Annotated in this window: 14 protein-coding genes; 4 read left to right on the forward strand and 10 right to left on the reverse strand. The window is 66.0% G+C overall.

Going from position 1 to position 19099, the window contains the following annotated elements:
- Window positions 1–11: 11 nt before the first annotated feature.
- A complete protein-coding gene (gene rpsD, locus MLD63_RS15455; RefSeq protein ID WP_255330815.1) occupies window positions 12–632 on the forward strand; it encodes a 30S ribosomal protein S4 in 621 nt (206 codons plus the stop codon).
- Between the two features lie 217 nt (window positions 633–849).
- Complete coding sequence (locus MLD63_RS15460; RefSeq protein WP_255330816.1) at window positions 850–1011, forward strand: hypothetical protein; 162 nt, start codon at window positions 850–852, stop codon at window positions 1009–1011.
- 83 nt (window positions 1012–1094) lie between these two features.
- Here the strand turns inward: MLD63_RS15460 and MLD63_RS15465 are convergent, their stop codons facing one another.
- The gene (locus tag MLD63_RS15465) at window positions 1095–2237 is read right to left on the reverse strand and encodes an SIMPL domain-containing protein (RefSeq protein ID WP_255330817.1); all 1143 of its coding nucleotides are present in this window, start codon (window positions 2235–2237) and stop codon (window positions 1095–1097) included.
- Between the two features lie 216 nt (window positions 2238–2453).
- On the opposite strand from MLD63_RS15465, the gene MLD63_RS15470 reads away from it, so the two are divergent.
- On the forward strand, window positions 2454–5318 hold the full coding sequence (locus tag MLD63_RS15470) for a hypothetical protein (RefSeq protein ID WP_255330818.1): 2865 nt from the start codon (window positions 2454–2456) through the stop codon (window positions 5316–5318).
- Window positions 5318–7261 carry a monovalent cation:proton antiporter-2 (CPA2) family protein gene (locus MLD63_RS15475; protein ID WP_255330819.1) on the forward strand — a complete coding sequence of 648 codons (1944 nt, stop codon included), beginning with the start codon at window positions 5318–5320 and terminating at the stop codon, window positions 7259–7261. Before MLD63_RS15470 ends, MLD63_RS15475 begins: the two co-directional genes overlap by 1 nt.
- Window positions 7262–7268: 7 nt before the next feature.
- On the opposite strand, the gene MLD63_RS15480 is transcribed toward MLD63_RS15475, so the two are convergent.
- The 9 genes from MLD63_RS15480 to pyc all read right to left on the reverse strand — a co-directional run bounded on the left by MLD63_RS15480 (window position 7269) and on the right by pyc (window position 18999).
- Entirely contained in the window at window positions 7269–8351 is a 1083-nt protein-coding gene (locus MLD63_RS15480; protein WP_255330820.1) for a TraB/GumN family protein, read from the reverse strand.
- Window positions 8296–9402 carry a signal recognition particle-docking protein FtsY gene (gene ftsY / locus MLD63_RS15485; protein WP_255330821.1) on the reverse strand — a complete coding sequence of 369 codons (1107 nt, stop codon included), beginning with the start codon at window positions 9400–9402 and terminating at the stop codon, window positions 8296–8298. Before ftsY ends, MLD63_RS15480 begins: the two co-directional genes overlap by 56 nt.
- Window positions 9403–9474: 72 nt before the next feature.
- Window positions 9475–11085 carry a glucose-6-phosphate isomerase gene (gene pgi / locus MLD63_RS15490; RefSeq protein WP_255330822.1) on the reverse strand — a complete coding sequence of 537 codons (1611 nt, stop codon included), beginning with the start codon at window positions 11083–11085 and terminating at the stop codon, window positions 9475–9477.
- Window positions 11086–11096: 11 nt separating this feature from the next.
- A complete protein-coding gene (pgl, locus tag MLD63_RS15495; protein WP_255330823.1) occupies window positions 11097–11768 on the reverse strand; it encodes a 6-phosphogluconolactonase in 672 nt (223 codons plus the stop codon).
- A gap of 16 nt (window positions 11769–11784) precedes the next feature.
- Window positions 11785–13236 carry a glucose-6-phosphate dehydrogenase gene (zwf, locus tag MLD63_RS15500; RefSeq protein WP_255330824.1) on the reverse strand — a complete coding sequence of 484 codons (1452 nt, stop codon included), beginning with the start codon at window positions 13234–13236 and terminating at the stop codon, window positions 11785–11787.
- Between the two features lie 61 nt (window positions 13237–13297).
- Window positions 13298–13837 carry an RSP_2648 family PIN domain-containing protein gene (locus tag MLD63_RS15505; protein WP_255330825.1) on the reverse strand — a complete coding sequence of 180 codons (540 nt, stop codon included), beginning with the start codon at window positions 13835–13837 and terminating at the stop codon, window positions 13298–13300.
- On the reverse strand, window positions 13834–15045 hold the full coding sequence (locus tag MLD63_RS15510) for an RSP_2647 family RNA methyltransferase (protein WP_255330826.1): 1212 nt from the start codon (window positions 15043–15045) through the stop codon (window positions 13834–13836). The genes MLD63_RS15505 and MLD63_RS15510 overlap by 4 nt, the downstream gene beginning before the upstream one ends.
- Window positions 15046–15095: 50 nt before the next feature.
- Window positions 15096–15440, reverse strand: a complete 345-nt coding sequence (locus tag MLD63_RS15515; RefSeq protein ID WP_255330827.1) for a methyltransferase family protein — start codon at window positions 15438–15440, stop codon at window positions 15096–15098.
- Between the two features lie 118 nt (window positions 15441–15558).
- The gene (gene pyc, locus MLD63_RS15520; RefSeq protein WP_255330828.1) at window positions 15559–18999 is read right to left on the reverse strand and encodes a pyruvate carboxylase; all 3441 of its coding nucleotides are present in this window, start codon (window positions 18997–18999) and stop codon (window positions 15559–15561) included.
- Window positions 19000–19099 lie beyond the last annotated feature (100 nt).

Consider the following 19099-nt stretch of genomic DNA (forward strand, 5'->3'; position numbering starts at 1 on the left):
GGAGATCAGCCGTGACCAAACGCACGTCTGCCAAGTACAAGATCGACCGCCGGATGGGCGAAAACATCTGGGGTCGCGCGAAATCCCCGGTCAACCGCCGCGAATACGGCCCCGGCCAGCACGGCCAGCGCCGCAAGCAGAAGCTGTCGGACTTCGGCACTCAGCTGCGCGCGAAGCAGAAGCTGAAAGGCTATTACGGCGACCTGACCGAAAAGCAGTTCCGCCGCATCTACGCCGAAGCCGAGCGTGTGAAGGGTGACACCAGCGAGAACCTGATCGGCCTGCTGGAGCGCCGCCTCGATGCGGTCGTCTACCGCGCCAAGTTCGTGCCGACGATCTTTGCCGCACGCCAGTTCGTGAACCACGGCCATATCGAGGTGAACGGCAAGAAGGTGAACATTGCCTCCTACCGCGTGAAGGAAGGCGACGTCGTCTCGATCCGCGAGCGTTCGCGTCAACTGGCGATCGTGCTGGAAGCCGTCGGCCTGCCGGAACGTGACGTGCCCGACTATCTGGACGTCGACCACAACAAAATGACGGCAAGCTTCGTCCGCACACCCGCTTTGGGCGACGTGCCCTACGCGGTGCAGATGGAACCGAACCTGGTCGTCGAATTCTACGCCAAGAACTGATCAGACAGACCGCTTGGAAGACTGTCGAAGGCCGCCTGCAGGGCGGCCTTCTTTCGTTTGAACCTGGAAATTCTTAAAGCCTGTCATTGGGTTGCGCCCGTAATCCATATTTAACGTTAAAAAGCTGCAAAGACTAATGGCGGGTTAACCAGGCTATTTCTCTCAAGACGACGTTGTCGTGGCATGATCGCGGAAAGATCAGTGAGGAGCAGCGAACGTGGCCATGTTCGAGCAGTTGGAAACCGTTTCTGACGTCCGCGTCAGACAGTCAGAACCCGCGCAGATTGACGCTGCGCTGGTGGAAGGCGGCACACTGGCCAAGGAAACAAGGTATGATTCTATCGACCTTGATGCAGTCGACGATTTCATCTTTCTCTGACGATGGAAAAAAAACGGCAGCGCCCTAAGGCGCTGCCGTCTTTGTTTGGGCCGACTATGACCATGAAGGCCATGCCCGTCAGATCAATTCGCCGGCGCTGTCGCGGCGTCCGTGCTTCCTTCAGTCGTCCCTTCTGCGGGATCGGTTGAAGGGGCATCCGCGGGCATCTCTGCGGCTGGCTCAGCTGCCTCGCCAGCAGCGTCCGGAGTGCCAGACTCCGGCGCTGCAGTTTCCGGGGCGGCCGCAGGATCGGTCTCCGGCGTCGGCGTCGGTGCAGGTGCCGACGCGTCGGGCGCAGTCGGCGCGTCGGGGGCAACTGGTGCATCACCCGGCGCTGCCGGCGCAGGCTCTATTCCGGGAACAGGCGGGTGGCCCGGCGGCAAATCGGGCGCGCCCTCAGGTCCCGAGCCCTCACCCGGCGCACCGCCCGGACCGTCGCCATTTCCGCGACGCATCTCTTCAGCGCATTCCGCGCTGATGAGCGCGTAGGATACTTCTACCGAGGCGTTGATCGTCAGTTCACCGGCCTGAATTGGAACCGCCTGCGCATCGGCCGCTTCGCGCGCCATCATCATCGGACGCGGCGGGCCGCTCATCTGCGGCGTATCGCGAATTTCCATCAGCGGTCCCAGGACCATCCCGGATGCCGCGGCCAGAACCTCGGCACTGTGGCGCGCAGCCTCGACGGCTTCGGTCCTCGCCTCGTCTTCGGCAGGGCTTGAATCCTCTCGCATGAAGCTGATGCCGTTCATCTCGTTGGCCCCTGCACCGACCAGCGTGTCGAGCGTTCCGCCAAGCGCCGCCAAGTCACGCACCCGGACGGTCACCATGTTCTGCGCCTGATAGCCGGTCACGCGGGGGGGCTGACCTTCTGGATATTCCATCAGTGGCGACAGGTTCAGCCCCGATGTCTGGATGTCGCGCGCCTCGATCCCCTCGGCGGCAAGGGCGTCGATCACCTGCGTCTGCTGCGCCGTGTTCGCGTCCATCGCCTCGGCGGCGCTGGCGGCCTGCGTCGTGACGCCCAGGTTGATCATCGCCAGATCGGGCGCGATCGTCGCGTCGCCCGCACCCGTCACGCTGATCCTCGCGGGGCGACGCATCTGCATGTGGCAGGCACCGCCACCCTCGCCGTGACGCATCTCATGACCCTTGCCGCCATGCCCGTGCGGCGCTGCAGCGGCGCCGTGGGACAGGGAGAGGACCAGCCCGACGGCAGTGGCCATGGCGGTGGGGAAAACCCGGAATTGTCGGTTGCGCATCGAGGACGTCCTTCTGGCTGAAACGATGGTGCGGTGAGAACGCTGGGGCGGGCGTTTCGTTCACTGAAAAGCGTTCACGGATTCGGCAGTTTTTCTTTTCTCATACATCATTTTGCGGTACTTGATGGAAAACTCCACCACATCGGGCAACGGGTGGTGATAATGGCGAGACAGGCACAGATGACACGACCGGCGGCACCGCGCTTCGCGATGAGCTTCACCCAGAATGCCGTGATCCTGGAGGGTCACGGACCGCAGGGCTGGCGACGGCTCGGTCGCGCGGTGTTCGACGATGGCGATGTCGCCGGGCGCCTTGGTGCGCTACGCGATGCAGCGCTTGACGCGGATCACGACGGGGTCGAGTCCGGCGGTCCGGACACTCTGGTCGTAATCCCGGACGATCAGGTTCTTTATACGACGCTGACCGTCGCGCCGGGTCTGGAGCCGCCTGTCGCCGTCGCCCGCGCGCTGGATGGCCTGACCCCCTACCGGGTCGAGGATCTGGCCTTCGCCTGGGCGCAATCCGGCGAGGCGCGCGAAGACACGATGCGGATCGCCGCCGTCGCGCGTCAGACCTTGCTGGAGGCCGAGGATTTCGCAGTTCGCCAGGGCTTCCGCCCCTCGCGCTTCGTCGCGCGCCCTTCGCCAGAACGCTTCCCGGGCGAGGTCGATTTCGGCATCAGCAAGCTTGCACGCGATGATGAGGAAGCGAGTGCATCGCCATCGACGGTTGTCGATCTGGCGCAGGCAGGGATCACGGCGGCGGGCATCGCCGAGCCGGCCGCCCAACCCGGGCCGGATGCGGTGCGCGTCGACCCGGTGATGTCGCGGATCGTGCCGCATCATGTGTCTGCCCCCGAACCATCACCGGCACCTGCAGCGGACGTCGCGGCGTCGACCCCGGTCACAGCACCTGTCGGACCTGTGGTTCGTCACGATACACCCAGCCCCACGGCGTCCCGACGACTGCCGCCGCGTGCCGAGGCCGTGCACGCCCGCGCGGCCGAAGCGCGTGCCCGTCGCGACGCCATCGCGGCAGAAGCAACGCCCGTCGCGGGCTGGCGGGCCCTTCTGAACCGGAAGGCGCGTCGCCGGGCGCCGATTGGCGAGGCGCGCACATCGCTGATACCGCAACTCGGCACCTTGCCGGTGATGCTGTCTTTGCTGGCGCTTGGGCTGATCGCGGCGTGGCTGATGCTGGGATCGCCCGCATCGGACACAGCGCCTGTCGAAACGGCGACGATCGACACGACGACCGAGGCTCCTGCAGCGACGGTCACGACGACGGAGCCAGAAGCAGAGGTGGCCACGTCGCCGGCCGAGCCTGCCCCGCTCGCGGTTCCTGCGACCGATCTGGCCGTCGCGCCGACCGAAGAGCCAGTCGTGCCGAGCGAGGACACGACAGCGAATGCTGACGAGCTTGCTGCCTCGACACCGGATCCGCAGGACACCCCGGCGGACGTCCCTGCAGAACCGGCCGAGATTCCGGCGGAAACGGCGACCGCTCCTGAAGCTGACCTCCCTTCGACGACAGCAGCGACGGAGGTTCCTCAGGATGCGCTGATGGCAGCGCTGACCGAGGCGATGGGCACAGACACTGCCCCGAATGCGGATGCCGCGCCGACCACCGCTCAAGGCACGTCCGGGGTCCCTGCGACAGAGACCGCCCGTCCGGCGGCCACGCCCGCCGACACCGCGCCGCGCCTGCCTTCGCCGCCCGGCACGGCCACGGAAACAGCAACGGTCAGCGTTCCCGGAACGCGTCCGCCGGTACGCCCAGCACGGGTCACGGCGCCTGTCGCCGCGACCGCGCCGGCCCCGGCCCCTTCCGCTGTCAGTGCGCCCGCTGCTACGGGAGCGCCGACTCCTGCCCCGGCGGCGGTCCAGACGACACCGCCGCCGAACACGCCGACCGTTGCCGGAGGCTTGTCGCAGCGTCCGCCGTCACGACCCGCGACCCTCGATCAGGGCAGCGCGTCCGAGCCGGCGGAAGAGGCTGCGCTGACCCCTTCGGAAATCGAGTCGCTGAAACAACTTCAGCGCGACCTGCGCACGGCCAGCCTTTCGACCGGCCTCGATCCGGCGCCGCTCACCGCGACGGAGCGTGAATTCCTGCACCGCTATGCTCAGGCCCGACCGGAGCGGCGACCAGGCGGCACGCGGTCGGACGCTGCGGTGAACGGCGCCTTGCAGGCGGCGATGGCCCCTGAATCGCGCCCGGCAGCGACCGCGACGCCGGTTGCGGCGACCGCTTCGCCGCGCGGCGGCAGCCTTGCCCAGTCCAATCGTCCCCGCTCGCGCCCCGGCTCCGGCTCGGCCAGCACCAGCAGTGCCGCGGTCGAAGCGGCGATTGCCGCTGCGGTCGATGCCAGCACTGCCCGGCCCGGTGCGGTTCCGCTGACGGCGCTGACATCGTCGTCGATCCCGCCCCGCCGCAGCGGTGGCACTTCGGCACCCTCCGCGCCTGCGATCGACAACTCTGCCGGTTCGGCCGCAATCGCAGCGGCTGCGGCGGCCGCCGCGCAGACGTCGAGCCTGGCTGCACAACAACAGCGCGACGCCGCGATCGCGGCGCAGCGCGCGCAGGACGCCGAATTGCAGGCGCAGGCCGAAGCCCGCGCCCGTGCCCGCGCTTCGGCCGATGCCGCGGCAGAGGCCAAGGCACGCGCCGCCGCGGAAGCCCGCGCCCGCGCGCAGGCCGAAGCCGAGGCACGTGCGGCCGCCGCGCGCAACCAGCGGTATCAGCCCCCGGAAGCCGAGGACGAACCAGAGGTCGCGGCGATCCCCAACACCTCCAGCAGTGGGACTGTCGCGGCGACCGCCACGGTCAAGGACGGCATCACGCTGAATCGGACCCAGATCATCGGGACGATCGGCGCCGGCAAAGGCAGCCGTGCCCTTGTCCGGTTGTCGAACGGACGCGTCATCACCCTTCGACTTGGTGACCGGATCAACGGCGGTACCATCACGGAGATCGGGTCCAGCAAGATCACCTTCAACAAAGGAGGCCGTGTCCAGGAACTGCCGATGCTCGACGGGCGGTAATGGACAACTTCCTTCTGCTGGCGACCGTCTATCTGATCACCATGGTGATCGCCGTGCCGCTGTCGGCGCGGTTCGGGTTGGGGTCGGTCCTGGGATATCTGGGCGCCGGCATCCTGATCGGTCCGGTGCTGGGCCTGACCGGCGGCGCGGTCACCGAATTGCAACATGTGGCCGAGTTCGGCGTCGTGATGATGCTGTTCCTGATCGGTCTGGAACTTGAACCCCGCGCCTTGTGGAACATGCGCAAGAAGCTTGTCGGCCTGGGCGGCGCGCAGATCCTTCTGACCCTGACGCTGATCACCGGCATCGCGATGCTGCTGGGCCAGCCCTTCCCGATCGCGCTGACGCTGGGGATGATCCTGTCGCTGTCCTCGACGGCGATCGTCCTGCAGACGCTGACCGAAAAGAACCTGATGCCGACGCCCGGCGGGCGCAACGCCTTCTCGGTCCTGCTGACGCAGGACATCGCCGTGATCCCGATGCTGGCGCTGATGCCGCTACTGGCGGGCGCTGGCGCGCATCAGCCGGCGACGGGCGCCGATCACGGCGAGCATATCGGCGATGTAGCGATGGCGACGCTGCCGGGCTGGGCGGCGGCACTGGCCACGCTGGCGGCCGTGGTGCTGGTCATCGTCGTGGGCCAATATCTTGTCCGGCCGGTCTTCCGCTATGTCCATGCGGCCCGCCTGCGCGAGATGGATACCGCCGTCGCGCTGCTTCTTGTCGTCGGCATCGCCTCGCTGATGATCCTTGTCGGTCTGTCGCCCGCGCTCGGGACCTTTCTGGCCGGTGTGATGCTGGCGGGTTCCGAATTCCGCCACGAACTCGAGGCGCAGATCCAGCCGTTCAAGGGACTGCTGCTGGGTCTTTTCTTCATCACTGTCGGCGCGGGGATGGATTTCGTAATGCTGTTCGACCAGCCCGTGCGCATCCTCGCGATCACCGCAGCCCTGATCGCGATCAAGGCCGGAGTGCTCAACCTGATCGCACGACGCATGGATATTGCCGACCGCGACCGCAGCCTGTTCACGCTGTCCTTGGCGCAGGCCGGAGAGTTCGGTTTCGTGCTGATATCCTACGCAGTGACACTCGCGATCCTGCCCACGGGGATCGCGCAAGGGTTTCTTCTGGTCGTTGCGCTGTCGATGCTGGCCACGCCGCTTCTGTTCATCGCCAATGACCTGATCGCCAAACGGATGGGCGATGGAGCGTCTGAAACGCAGCACCCCGACGATATCGAGGATCAAGCACCGATCATCATCGCCGGGATCGGACGTTTCGGTCAGGTGGTGAACCGGCTGGTGACCCTGTCGGGTTTCAAGACCACGGTGCTGGACCATGATCTGAAGCTGATCCAGCTGATGCGTCGCTTCGGTTTCAAGGGCTATTTCGGCGATCCGACCCGGCCCGAGATCCTCGACGCCGCGGGGCTTGCCAAGGCGCAGATCCTGGTGGCGGCGATGGACGATCCCGCGGCCAACCTCAAGCTGGTGCGATACGCGCGCGAACAGCGGCCCGACCTGCGCATCATCTCGCGCGCCCGCGACAGGGTCACGGTCTATCAGCTTTACGCGGCGGGGGCCGACCACATCGTGCGCGAGATGTTCGATTCCAGCCTGCGCGTCGGCCGCTACGTGCTGGAGAATGCGGGCCTGTCGGAATACGAGGCGGCCGAGCTGGAGCGAATCTTTTACAGGTTGGACCGCGCGAGCCTGCGCGAACTGGCAGAGGTGTGGGAGCCGGAAGTGCCGCTGGACCAGAACGCGGCCTATGTCGAACGCTCGCGCGATCTGAACAAGGTGCTGGAAAACGCCCTGATGGAGCGGTTCTCGCACGGGCCCTCGGCCGGTCCCATTGACCCCGACGACGGCGAAGAGCCCGAGCACGGTCTGACCGATCCCGACCCGAAACCCAAACGCGAAGGTCGGCCGGGCGGACGCTGAAGGCTGGTCAGCCGTCCAGTCTTTCGACCGTCCAGCCGTCCTTTTCCAGCAACCGCAGAACGCCGCTTTCACCGGGCAGGTGCAGTGCGCCGAAACCCGCGAGGACGCCCTTCCCGGATTGCGCGGCCTTGTCAGCGGCATCGGTCAGGGGCGCGATCCAGGCGCGGTTGCGTTTGTCCATCAGCTGGGTCTGCGCCAGATCAAGCTGGGCATCGACCTCGGCGTTGGTCATGCCCGACTTGTCGTAGGCGTCGAAGCGGCCGAATTCCCAGATCGTCCAGACGTCGCCCCTGAAATACGCGTCGGTCAGGGTGATCGCGTAATCGTCGGCGTAATCGGCGGCGGGCAAGGCCGCGCGGATCATGTCCTCTTCCTCGTCAGGCGTCAGGTCGGCGAAAAGCGTGAAGACCGTGTCCCATGGCTCCAGCGCTCGAACCGGGATCGACAGTGCCTCGGCCCGCGCGACAAGGATCGAGTCGAGCCCGCCATCATCGCCTGCGGCCGTCATCGTCTCGATCATGCAGGGCGAAATCCCCAGCATCATCGCGACATACCAGGGCCGCATCTTGGCGGTGACGACGGCGGGGCTGCCGCGTTCGGCCATGGCCGTCGACAGGGTCTGCCATTCATCGTCGTCCAGCCGTTCGGGCAGCGTCGGCCCGTCGGGGTCGATCATCAGCGATGGGTCCTCGGTCAGGGCCTGCGTCAATCGGGCCTCTTCCTCTGGGCCGGCCTCGACGAACAGCACCTCGGCATCGGTCAGGTCGTCTTCCAGCGTGGCAACCGTCTCAAGATGGCGCGGATCGCTGAAATGGTAGGTTCCGACCATCGTGATCGTCGCCTGTCCGCGCGTGGCGCGCCACAGGATGCCCTCGTGATAGGGAACGTCGGCGACCGCCGCCTCGATCTGCGTGCGCTTCGCATCGGGCAGCGCGTCGATGAGATTGCGTCCTTCGCAGGTCGATGCGCCGGCGGTCGCAGCCAGAAGCGACATAGCGGTCGAGATCAGCGCAATGGTCGGACGACGCACCATGTCAGGCCCCCACAAGGGCGCGGGCGAAATCGCCCGGCTCGAACGCGTCAAGGTCATCGATCTGCTCGCCCACACCGATCGCGTGAATCGGCAGGCCGAACTTGTCCGCCAGCGCGACCAGAACGCCACCCCGCGCGGTGCCGTCCAGCTTGGTCATCACAAGACCGGAAACATCGGCAAGCTTGCGGAACGTCTCGACTTGGGACAGCGCGTTCTGCCCCGTGGTCGCGTCCAGGACCAACAGCGTGTTGTGCGGCGCCGAAGGGTCCTTCTTGCGGATCACGCGGACGATCTTGGCCAATTCCTCCATCAGGTCGGCACGGTTCTGCAACCGCCCGGCGGTGTCGATCATCAGCAGGTCCGCGCTCTCGGCCTCGGCCCGGGTCATCGCGTCATAGGCGAGGCTGGCGGGATCGCTTCCCTCGGCCGCCTTCATCACCGGCACGCCCGCGCGGTCGCCCCAGACCTGCAATTGCTCGACCGCCGCGGCACGGAACGTGTCGCCTGCCGCGATCACCACTGACTTGCCCGCCGCGCGGAACTGGCTTGCGAGCTTGCCGATCGTCGTGGTCTTGCCAGAGCCGTTCACCCCCACGACCAGCACCACCTGCGGCTTCTTCGGATAAAGCGGCAGGGGCCGTGCGACTGGCGCCATGATCCGCTCGATTTCCGCCGCCAGCCAGCCCTTGAGTTCCGAAGACGAGACTTTGCGTCCAAGCCGTCCCTCGGCGATGTTCGACACGACGCGCAGAGCGGTATCGACGCCCAGATCGGCGGCGATCAGCATGTCCTCCAGTTCTTCCAGCATTGCGTCGTCCAATTCGCGGCGCGGCTCGGCCGGGGCATTGTCGCGACCGAACAGGCGGCCGACGAGGCCCGTGCGCTCGGGTTGCGGCTGCTGGGCTGGCGTCGGCGCAGGCTGCAGCTTTTCATCAGGCGCGGGTTGCGGAACGGATGTGGGGGCAGGCGGTTCCGGCGCAGGTTCGGCTCGCTCCGTCCCGGTCCGGGGCGCGACCTCGGGCGCCTCTCCCACGATATCGTCAAGCCCCTGCCCGATCTTGCTGGACGAGCGGGTCAGACGATCCTTCAGTTTGGAAAAAAACGACATGGCCCGCATCCTTTCACTGCACCGCGACCCTAGAGGGCTGCGGAGCCGAGGAAAAGCCCAAGCGCGCCCGCTCTAGTCCCGCATCTGCCGGAAAAGCTGCGCCAGATGGCGGGTCGACGCGTCATGGCCCGGCGCGTCCTGCCCCTTCAGCAGCGGCTCGACCTTCAGCGCCAGTTCCTTGCCCAGTTCGACGCCCCATTGATCGAAGCTGTTGATGCCCAGGATTACGCCTTCGACGAAGACCCGGTGTTCGTAAAGGGCGACGATTTGGCCCAACGTATAGGGCGTCAGTTGCGAAATCAGCAGCGTGGTCGACGGGCGGTTTCCTGGAAAAACCCGGTGGCGAGCCTGCTTTTCCAGTTCGTCACCGGTCAGACCCTTGGCCTTCATCAGCGCTCGTGCCTCGTCCAGCGTGCGACCGCGCATCAAGGCTTCGGATTGCGCAAGGCAGTTCGCGGCCAGAAGGATGTGTTGGTGCGCGAGGTCAGGCTCATGCCCCTTGGCGGCGAGGATGAACTCGCAGGGCACCACCTGCGTGCCCTGATGGATGAGCTGGTAGAAGGCGTGCTGGCCGTTGGTCCCCGGCTCTCCCCAGACGACCGGGCCGGAGGCGCGGCCAAGATCGCTGCCATCCAGCCGCACGCCCTTGCCGTTCGATTCCATTTCCAGTTGCTGCAGATAGGCAGGCAGCCTCGCGAGGCGATTGTCATAGGGCAGGACCGCGCGCGTCGGATAGCCGCAGACCTGATTGTGCCAGATGCCGACCAACGCCAGCAGGACCGGCATATTTTCGGCCAGTGGCGCAGCGCGGAAATGCGCGTCCATCGCGGCACCGCCTGCAAGGAACTGGTCGAAATCGTCCGGTCCGATTGCCAGCATCAGCGACAGGCCGATCGGACCCCAGACCGAATAGCGCCCGCCGACCCAATCCTCGAACCCGAAGACGCGGCTTTCCTCGATGCCGAAGGCGGCGGTCTTGTCCATCGCGGTGGACACTGCGGCGAACTGGCTGCCGGGGTCGCTGACGCCCGTGCCCATCCACGCTTTCGCGGTCTCGGCATTGGTCATCGTCTCGATCGTGGTGAAGGTCTTGGAGGCCACGATCACCAGCGTCCGCGCGGGATCCAGATCTTTCAGCGTGTCGGCGATATCGGCGCCGTCCACGTTGCTGACGAAATGCACCCGTGGTCCGTCGGCGTAAGGAGCCAGCGCCAGTGTCGCCATCGCGGGACCAAGATCCGATCCACCGATGCCGATATTGACGACGTCGGTGAAGGCCCCACCCTGCCCCGCGATCTCGCCCGACCGCACTGCATCGGCGAAAGCCCGCATCCGCGCCAGACCGTCGCGCACTCCGATCGACACATCCTTGCCGTCGACCGTCACCGCGCGGCCGGGATTGCGCAGCGCAGTGTGCAGGACGGCGCGATCCTCTGTCTCGTTGATGCGCTGGCCTGCGAACATCGCCTCGCGCCGCGCTTCCACCTCAGCTTTGCCCGCAAGGGCCAACAACAGCGCGCGCGCGTCGTCATCGATGGCGGTCTTGGACCAGTCGAAGGCAAGGCCATCCGCGCGCAGGCAATGGCTTTCCGCACGGCCGGGATCTGCGTCCAGCAGGTCCGCGATCCTTGTCCCCATGCTTGCCTTGCGGTGATCGTCGAGCCTGCGCCAGATGTCGCCCATGTCCGCCCCCTTCATTCCGCCCAGTGAACCGTCGCATCGTCCAGGAAGGCGCGGATCGGCGCATCAACCGGGTCCGCCTTGCGTGCTCGTTCCAGCGCTTCGCGCTTTTCCGGTCCCATGATCAGCACATGGGTGTGGATCGCGTTTCTCAGCAACCGCGCGGTCAGCGTCACGCGCGGCTCGTCGGCGCCTTCCGCCCGTATCGCCATCAGCGGAGGCGCGTCAGGCGCCAGTGCCTGTTCCAGCCCCGGCGCGCCCGGAAACAGGCTCGCCGTATGCATGTCGGTGCCCATCCCCAGAACCACGACGGTAATCGGCAGATGCGGCTCGATCCGCTGACCCAGCACCTCGATCGCGTCCTCGGGTGTGGGATCGCCTGTGTAGAGATCGACATAATCGGCCGCGGCAGCCTTGTCCTTCAGCAGATGACGACGCAGCAGGCGGCTGTTGGAACGCTTGTGGTCCCCGTTCACCCAGCGTTCGTCGCCCAGAAAGACCGTGACCCGGCCCCAATCGAGGTCGTTGCCCGACAGGTTGTCGAAGACCGGCGAGGGGGTGGTGCCACCCGGGACGCACAGGCTTGAACGGTCGTTCGTGCGCAGGTGCTGGCCCAGTTGTCCGGTCAGCTTGTCGGCCAGCATCAGCGCCAGCATCTCGCGGTCGGGATATTCGACGAATTCCATGGCAGGCTTCCTTGGCTCAGGCCCGTATTTCTCTCCAGCGACGATTGTCGCGGTGCATCAGGCGCAACGCCTCCTCAGGGCCGGAGGATCCAGCATCGTAAGGTTCGGGTCGGATCTTCGAGCCTTCCCAGGCCTCGATGATCGGGTCGGTCCACGCCCAGGCCGCCTCGACCTCGTCGCCACGCATGAACAGCGTCTGGTTGCCACGGATCACGTCCATGATCAGCCGTTCGTAGGCGTCGGGCATGTCGGTGCCATCGTCGCCGAGCGCGTCGGCGAAGGACATGTCCAGCGGGACCTGGGTCAGGCGCATCCCGCCCGGACCCGGCTCCTTGATCATCACTTTCAGGTTCATGCCTTCGTTCGGTTGCAGGCGGATCACCAGCTCGTTCGCCTTCGGCCCGCCCTCATCGTCGAAGATCGAGTGCGGCGGCTCCTTGAAGGTGATGGCGATCTCGGACGTGCGCGCCCGAAGCTTCTTGCCCGTGCGCAGGTAGAAGGGCGTTCCCTGCCAGCGCCAGTTCGAGATGCGGACCTTCAGCGCGACATAGCTTTCCGTGCGAGAAGCCGGATTCTCGGCATCGTCGGTATAGCCCGGCGCGTCCTCTGTCGCCTGATACTGACCGCGCACGATGTCGCCGGGCTCCAACGGCTCAAGCGCGCGGATCACCTTCAGCTTCTCGTCACGCACGGCGTCGGGGTCGAAATGATAGGGCGGCTCCATCGCGATCAGGCACAGAAGCTGCATCATGTGGTTCTGGACCATGTCCCGGATCGCGCCGGACTTGTCGTAATAGCTGCCGCGCCCGGCCACGCCCACCGTCTCGGCGACGGTGATCTGGACGTGATCGACATATTCGGACTTCCACAGCGGCTCGAACAGGATGTTGGCGAAGCGCACGGCCATCAGGTTCTGGACCGTCTCCTTCCCAAGATAATGGTCGATCCGGTAGATCTGCTCTTCCTTGAAGTGCTCGCGCAGGACGGCGTTCAATGCATGGGCGCTGGCCAGATCGCGGCCGAAGGGTTTCTCGACGACGATGCGGGTGTGGTCGTCCGCGATCCCGAAGCGGGCGAGATGTTCGGCCAGATCGCCGAAAAGCGAGGGCGCGACCGAGAAGTAGAAGGCATGGATCGCGCCCGCGCGCATCCGCGACTTCAACTCGTCCCAACCCCCGTCGCCCTTGGCGTCGATCGAGACGTAACCCAGATGACGCAGGAAATCGGCGAGCGTATCCGAACCTTCATCGACCTTGCCGAACTCGACGATTGCGGCCTTGGCCTCGGCGCGGAAGGCGTCGTCGTCCTGTTCGGTTCGTGCCGCGCCGATGATCTGCGCCGTCTTCGGAATCTGGCCGGCGACAAAGCGGCGATAAAGACCGGGCAGGATCTTGCGATGGGCCAGATCCCCCGTGGCGCCGAAGATCACTAGGTCGAAATCATCGACCGGAATGACGCGCGAAACCATCAAACTCTCCTTCGCTGTCCGGCTTTGCTCTAGCCTATGTTAGCGTTAACGACAACCCGGATCAGCGCCGCAGCGCCCGACCCAGACGGGGCAGCCGCGCGCGTTTCATCAGGTTGGACAAGGGCATTGCCCCGCCCAGTCGTTCGGCTTTGGCGTGCGCGGCAACAACGGCCGCAGTGACCGCATCGGGATGCGCGGCCCAAAGATCGGTCAGGAACGGGTCGGGATGGATGGCACGCAGCCCCAGGGGCGCGATCACCCGACGCGGAAAGTCCTGCAGATTGGCAGTCACGATCAGATCGGCATCCGCGTTCAGCGCCGCCTCGATCACATGCGCGTCGGCGGGGTCAGGCAGGTCGAAGCCGGCGGTGCGGACACCTGCGTCGGAAACCTTCGCTTCGGGAAACGCGTCGACCATCAGGGCGATCTCGGCGCCCGCCACCGTCTCGCCCTCCGGGCCGAGCCGCGCGGCGACGTGGCGCCATTCGTCCAGAATCCGCTGTGACCAGGACGGTGTGTACAGACCGGCCGCCGCGACCCCGATCAGGATCTCGCGCAGCACGGTCGGGTAAAGCACGTTGGCGTCGAGAAGCGCCTTCATCCGTCCAGCCGGAAGAACAGTGCCTTGAGATAGCCGGTCTCTGCCAGTTGCGGCAGGACCGGGTGGTCGGGTCCGGCCTGCCCGGTCTGGATCAGTTGCGCCCGACGTCCGCCGCGACCGATCCCGCGGGCCGAAGCATTGCGGAACGCGGTCAGGTCGGCCGCGTGGCTGCAGGAACAAAGGACGAGATAACCGCCCGGCGCGACCAGCGGCGCGGACAGACGCGCAACGCGTTCATAGGCGCGCAAGCCTGCCTCCAGTGCCTGCTTGCTGGGCGCGAAAGCGGGCGGGTCGCAGATCACCAAGTCGAAGCGCTCGCCATCGGTGGCCATGCCCTCCAGCGCCTTGAACGCGTCCGACTGCCGCGCTTCCAGCCGCTCGGCCATGCCCATCGCCTGTGCCCCCCCGCGGGCGAGGTCAAGCGCCGCGGCGCTGCCGTCGACGCAGACGGCGCCCGCCGCGCCCGAGGCGAGTGCCGCCAGCCCGAACCCGCCTACATGGCTGAAGACATCCAGCACCCGGCCGCCGCCATGCAGGCGCTGTGCGAAGGCGTGGTTGGGGCGCTGATCGAAAAACAGGCCGGTCTTCTGCCCACCCATCAGGTCGGCCAGATAGATCGCGCCATTCATCGGCACCGGGATCGGCGCATCGGGCGTGGCCCCAATCAGCACCTCCATCCGCTCGTCCAACCCTTCAAGACTGCGCGCCCGCCCCTGCCCGTTCAGGATCACGGTCGAGACGCCCGTCACCGCTACCAGCGCGGCTGCCAGATCGCCGGCCATGCGATCCGCCCATGCGGCGTTCGGCTGGATCACCGCATGATCGCCGAAACGGTCGATGATCACGCCGGGCAGCCCATCCGCCTCGGCATGGACCAACCGGTAGAAGGGCCGATCGAACAGCCGTTCGCGCAGCGCCAACGCGCGGGACAGGCACGTGGTCAGCCAATCAGGATCGATCCGCGCATTCGGATCGGCGTCCATGACCCGGCCGGTGATCTTGCTGTCGGGATTCACCGTGACCAGCGCAAGCGGCCGCCGCTCGGCATCCTCCAGCACCGCGAAGCTGCCGGGCGTAATGCTGCGGCTGCGGCGATCCAGCACGACCTCATCGGCATAGACCCAGGGGAAACCGTGGCGGATTGCCAGCGGCTTGGATTTCGGACGCAGGCGGATGACGGGCAGTTCGGCGGTCGTGTCGCTGGACATGGCGGGCTCCTTCACCGCGACCTGTGGCACGGGCGCGCGCGTGCGTCCAGCTACAGCCAGCGCCGCACGCGGGCGGTGTAGTCGCGGAACTCCTGTCCGAAGATCGTCTGCAGATAGCGTTCCTCACGACGGACGACGCCCACATGAAGGACAGAAGCCGCGACCAGCCACATCAGCGCGATGCCGGGACTGCCAAACCACAGCCCGAAACCCGCAAGCAGCAGCAGAAGCCCGACGTAGATGGGATTGCGGGTCCGCCCGAAGATCCCGGTCGTGACAAGATTGGTGGACGGCTTCCACGGCTCGATCGCGGTCTTCGCGCGGTGCATCGTCCACGCGGCAAGCCCGGCGAGCGCGAACGCCGCGAGTCCCGTGATGACGCCGAGGGCGCGCATCCAGCGGGTGCAGCGCCGCCCCATCCAATGGCGGAATCAAGCCCGAGGCCGAGGAACAGTGCCGCAAGAACGATCAGCGGCGGCGGTGCGATGACGCCCGCGTTCCGCGGCACCTCGCTCACTCGTCCTCCATCTCGATCAACAGGTCCTTGGCGTCGATCTGCTGGCCGGCCTTGACGTGAACCGCCTTGACCGTGCCGTTGCGCTCGGCGTGAAGTCCGCTCTCCATCTTCATCGCCTCGATGGTCAGAAGCAGGTCGCCCTGTGCGACCTTGGCGCCCGCACTGGCCGCGACCGAGGCGATGACACCCGGCATCGGCGCGCCGATATGGGCGGGGTTCGCGGGATCTGCCTTGGGCATCACGCTCGCTTCGGACTTCACCTTGCGGTCGGGCACACGGACGACGCGGGGCTGGCCGTTCAATTCGAAGAAAATCTTGGCGTCACCCGATTCATCGGTCTCGCCCACGGCCTGCAGCCGGATTTCCAGCGTCTTGCCGGGGTCGATCTCGGCCGTGATCTCTTCACCCGGCTCCATCCCGTAAAAGAAGGTGCGCGTCGGCAGTGAACGGACCGGGCCATAGATGCGGCGCCGCCCCATGTAGTCGAGATAGACCTTCGGATACATCAGGTAGGAATTCAGGTCCTCGTCATCGACGGCCAGACCCTCCAGCTCGTCGCTGACCTCCTGCCGGGTCGCTTCCAGATCGACCGGCTTCAGCTGAGCACCCGGCCGCCCCTCGATCGGTTTCTCGCCCTTCAGGATACGTTTCTGGATCGCTTCGGGCCAACCGCCGGGGGGCTGGCCCAGCTTGCCGCGCATCATGTCGATCACGCTGTCGGGGAAGCTGACGTCGCGCTTGGGGTCCAGCACGTCCCTGGTGGTCAGGCCCTGGCTGACCATCATCAGCGCCATGTCGCCCACCACCTTCGAGGACGGCGTGACCTTCACGATATCGCCGAACATCGCGTTCACGTCGGCATAGGTCTGGGCGACCTCGTGCCAGCGATCGTCCAGCCCCATCGACTTGGCCTGAGCCTTGAGGTTGGTGAACTGCCCGCCCGGCATCTCGTGCAGATAGACCTCGGAGGCGGGCGATTGCTGGCCGCTCTCGAACGCCGCGTAATTCTCGCGAACACGCTCCCAGTAATTGCTGATCTCGCGGATCGCACCGATGTCGAGGCCGGTGTCGCGATCGGTGCGCGCCAGCGCCTCGACCACCGAACCCAGCGTCGGCTGGCTGGTGTTGCCCGACAGCGCGTCCATCGCGCAATCGACCGCATCGACACCCGCTGCGGCGGCAGCAAGGATCGAGGCGCCGCCCATCCCGCTGGTGTCGTGGGTGTGGAAGTGGATCGGCAGGCCAACCTCTTCCTTCAGCGCGCGGACCAGCATCCCGGCGGCGGTCGGTTTCAGCAAGCCTGCCATGTCCTTCAGGCCCAGGATATGCGCGCCGGCGTCGCGCAACTGCTTGCCCATGTCGACATAGTATTTCAGATCGTATTTGGACCGGGCCGGATCGGTCACGTCACCGGTGTAGCAGATCGACGCCTCGCAGATCTTGCCGCTTTCGACCACGCTGTCGATCGCCACGCGCATCTGCTCGGTCCAGTTGAGCGCGTCGAACACCCGGAACACGTCGATTCCGGTTTCCGCCGCCTGCTTGATGAAGGCGCGAACGACATTGTCGGGATAGACCGTGTAGCCGACACCGTTGCTGGACCGGAACAGCATCTGGGTCATCAGGTTCGGCATGCGCTCGCGGATGTCGCGCAACCGCTGCCACGGACATTCCTGAAGGAAGCGATAGGCCACGTCGAAGGTCGCACCGCCCCAGCATTCGACGCTGAAGAGTTGCGGAAGATTCGCGGCATAGGCGGGCGCCACGCGGACCATGTCGATGGATCGCATCCTCGTTGCCAGCAGCGACTGGTGCGCATCACGCATCGTGGTGTCGGTGATCAGCAACTGCTTCTGCGCGGCCATCCAGTCGGCCACGGCCTGCGCACCCTTTTCCTCCAGCATCTGGCGCGTGCCCGGCGCCGGATCGGCGCGCAGGGCGGGCGGCTCGGGCAGGGTTACCTCGGCGGCCGGTTTCGGTGTCCCCGCTGTTTCGGGATGTCCGTTCACCGTCACGTCGCCGATATAGGTCAGGATCTTCGTGGCCCGGTCGCGGCGCTTGCGGAACTGGAATAGGTCCGGCGTCGTGTCGATGAACTTGGTCGTATAGGTATCGTTCAGAAAGGTCGGATGCTTCAGCAGGTTGATGACGAAATCGATGTTCGTGCTGACGCCGCGCACGCGGAATTCGCGCAAGGCGCGGTCCATCCGCTTGATCGCCTGGTCCGGCGTCTGCGCCCAGGCCGTGACCTTCACCAGCAGTGAATCGTAGAAGCGGGTGATGACGCCGCCCGCATAGGCGGTGCCGCCGTCCAGGCGGATGCCCATGCCGGTCGCGCTGCGATAGGCGGTGATGCGGCCGTAGTCGGGGATGAAGTTGTTCTGCGGATCCTCGGTCGTCACACGGCACTGGACCGCATGACCGGACAGCGTAATGTCGGCCTGGTTGGCGACACCGGTGGCTTCGGCCAGTGTCGCGCCTTCGGCGATCTTGATCTGGGATTGGACGATGTCGATCCCGGTGACCTCCTCGGTTACGGTATGCTCGACCTGAACCCGCGGGTTCACCTCGATGAAGTAAAACTGGTCGTTTTCCATATCCATCAGGAACTCGACCGTGCCGGCGCATTCATAGCCGACCGCCTGCCCGATCTTCAGCGCCAACCCGCAGACCTCTTGCCGTTGCGCTTCCGTCAGATAGGGCGCGGGCGCGCGCTCGACGACCTTCTGGTTTCGGCGCTGCACGGTGCAGTCGCGTTCGTAAAGGTGATAGAGTCCGCCATGCGTGTCGCCAAGCAACTGCACCTCGACGTGCCGGGCGCGCAGGATCATCTTTTCCAGATAGCCCTCGCCGTTGCCGAACGCGGCCTCGGCCTCGCGCCTTCCCTCGCGGACCTTGTCGATCAGCTCTTCGGGCCCGTTGATCGGACGCATCCCGCGCCCGCCGCCGCCCCAGGACGCCTTCAGCATCAGCGGATAACCGATCTCGGCGGCCTCCGCCTTGATCGCTTCGAAGTCCTCACCCAGCACCTCGGTCGCGGGGATCACGGGGACGCCGGCCTCGATCGCGACCTTGCGCGCGCTGGCCTTGTCGCCCAAGGCGCGCATGGTTTCGGCCCGCGGGCCGATGAAGGTGATGCCCGCCTTGTCGCAAGCGTCCACGAATTCGGGATTTTCCGACAGCAGGCCGTAGCCGGGATGGATCGCGTCGGCGTGGCATTCCTTGGCCACGCGGATGATTTCCGGGATCGACAGATAGGCCGCGACCGGCCCCAGTCCTTCGCCGATCCGATATGCCTCGTCCGCCTTGAAGCGGTGCAGGCCCAGCTTGTCCTCTTCCGCGTAGACAGCGACGGTTCGCTTGCCCAGCTCGTTTGCGGCACGCATTACCCGGATCGCGATCTCTCCGCGGTTTGCCACGAGGATCTTCTTGAACATGCGCCACTCCTGAAGCTGGTTCGTCGCATCCTAGCAATGCCGCAATGCAGCGCAAGCGTCAGCGCGAACGGCTCGTCTGAAGGGCTGAGCCGCGCGGCAA

Origin of the sequence: Paracoccus albicereus (assembly GCF_024359525.1) — a bacterium.
Classification (GTDB): Bacteria; Pseudomonadota; Alphaproteobacteria; order Rhodobacterales; family Rhodobacteraceae; genus Paracoccus; species Paracoccus albicereus.

What these genes read in the sequence shown, in the direction of transcription:
- zwf (WP_255330824.1), bottom strand. Translation starts at nt 13,236, where the DNA reads ATGGTTTCGCGCGTCATTCCGGTCGATGATTTCGACCTAGTGATCTTC.
- pgl (WP_255330823.1), bottom strand. Translation starts at nt 11,768, where the DNA reads ATGGAATTCGTCGAATATCCCGACCGCGAGATGCTGGCGCTGATGCTG.
- MLD63_RS15510 (WP_255330826.1), bottom strand. Translation starts at nt 15,045, where the DNA reads ATGTCCAGCGACACGACCGCCGAACTGCCCGTCATCCGCCTGCGTCCG.
- ftsY (WP_255330821.1), bottom strand. Translation starts at nt 9,402, where the DNA reads ATGTCGTTTTTTTCCAAACTGAAGGATCGTCTGACCCGCTCGTCCAGC.
- MLD63_RS15515 (WP_255330827.1), bottom strand. Translation starts at nt 15,440, where the DNA reads ATGCGCGCCCTCGGCGTCATCACGGGACTCGCGGCGTTCGCGCTCGCC.
- MLD63_RS15465 (WP_255330817.1), bottom strand. Translation starts at nt 2,237, where the DNA reads ATGGCCACTGCCGTCGGGCTGGTCCTCTCCCTGTCCCACGGCGCCGCT.
- MLD63_RS15480 (WP_255330820.1), bottom strand. Translation starts at nt 8,351, where the DNA reads ATGACCTTGACGCGTTCGAGCCGGGCGATTTCGCCCGCGCCCTTGTGG.
- pyc (WP_255330828.1), bottom strand. Translation starts at nt 18,999, where the DNA reads ATGTTCAAGAAGATCCTCGTGGCAAACCGCGGAGAGATCGCGATCCGG.
- MLD63_RS15475 (WP_255330819.1), top strand. Translation starts at nt 5,318, where the DNA reads ATGGACAACTTCCTTCTGCTGGCGACCGTCTATCTGATCACCATGGTG.
- MLD63_RS15505 (WP_255330825.1), bottom strand. Translation starts at nt 13,837, where the DNA reads ATGAAGGCGCTTCTCGACGCCAACGTGCTTTACCCGACCGTGCTGCGC.
- pgi (WP_255330822.1), bottom strand. Translation starts at nt 11,085, where the DNA reads ATGGGCGACATCTGGCGCAGGCTCGACGATCACCGCAAGGCAAGCATG.
- MLD63_RS15470 (WP_255330818.1), top strand. Translation starts at nt 2,454, where the DNA reads ATGACACGACCGGCGGCACCGCGCTTCGCGATGAGCTTCACCCAGAAT.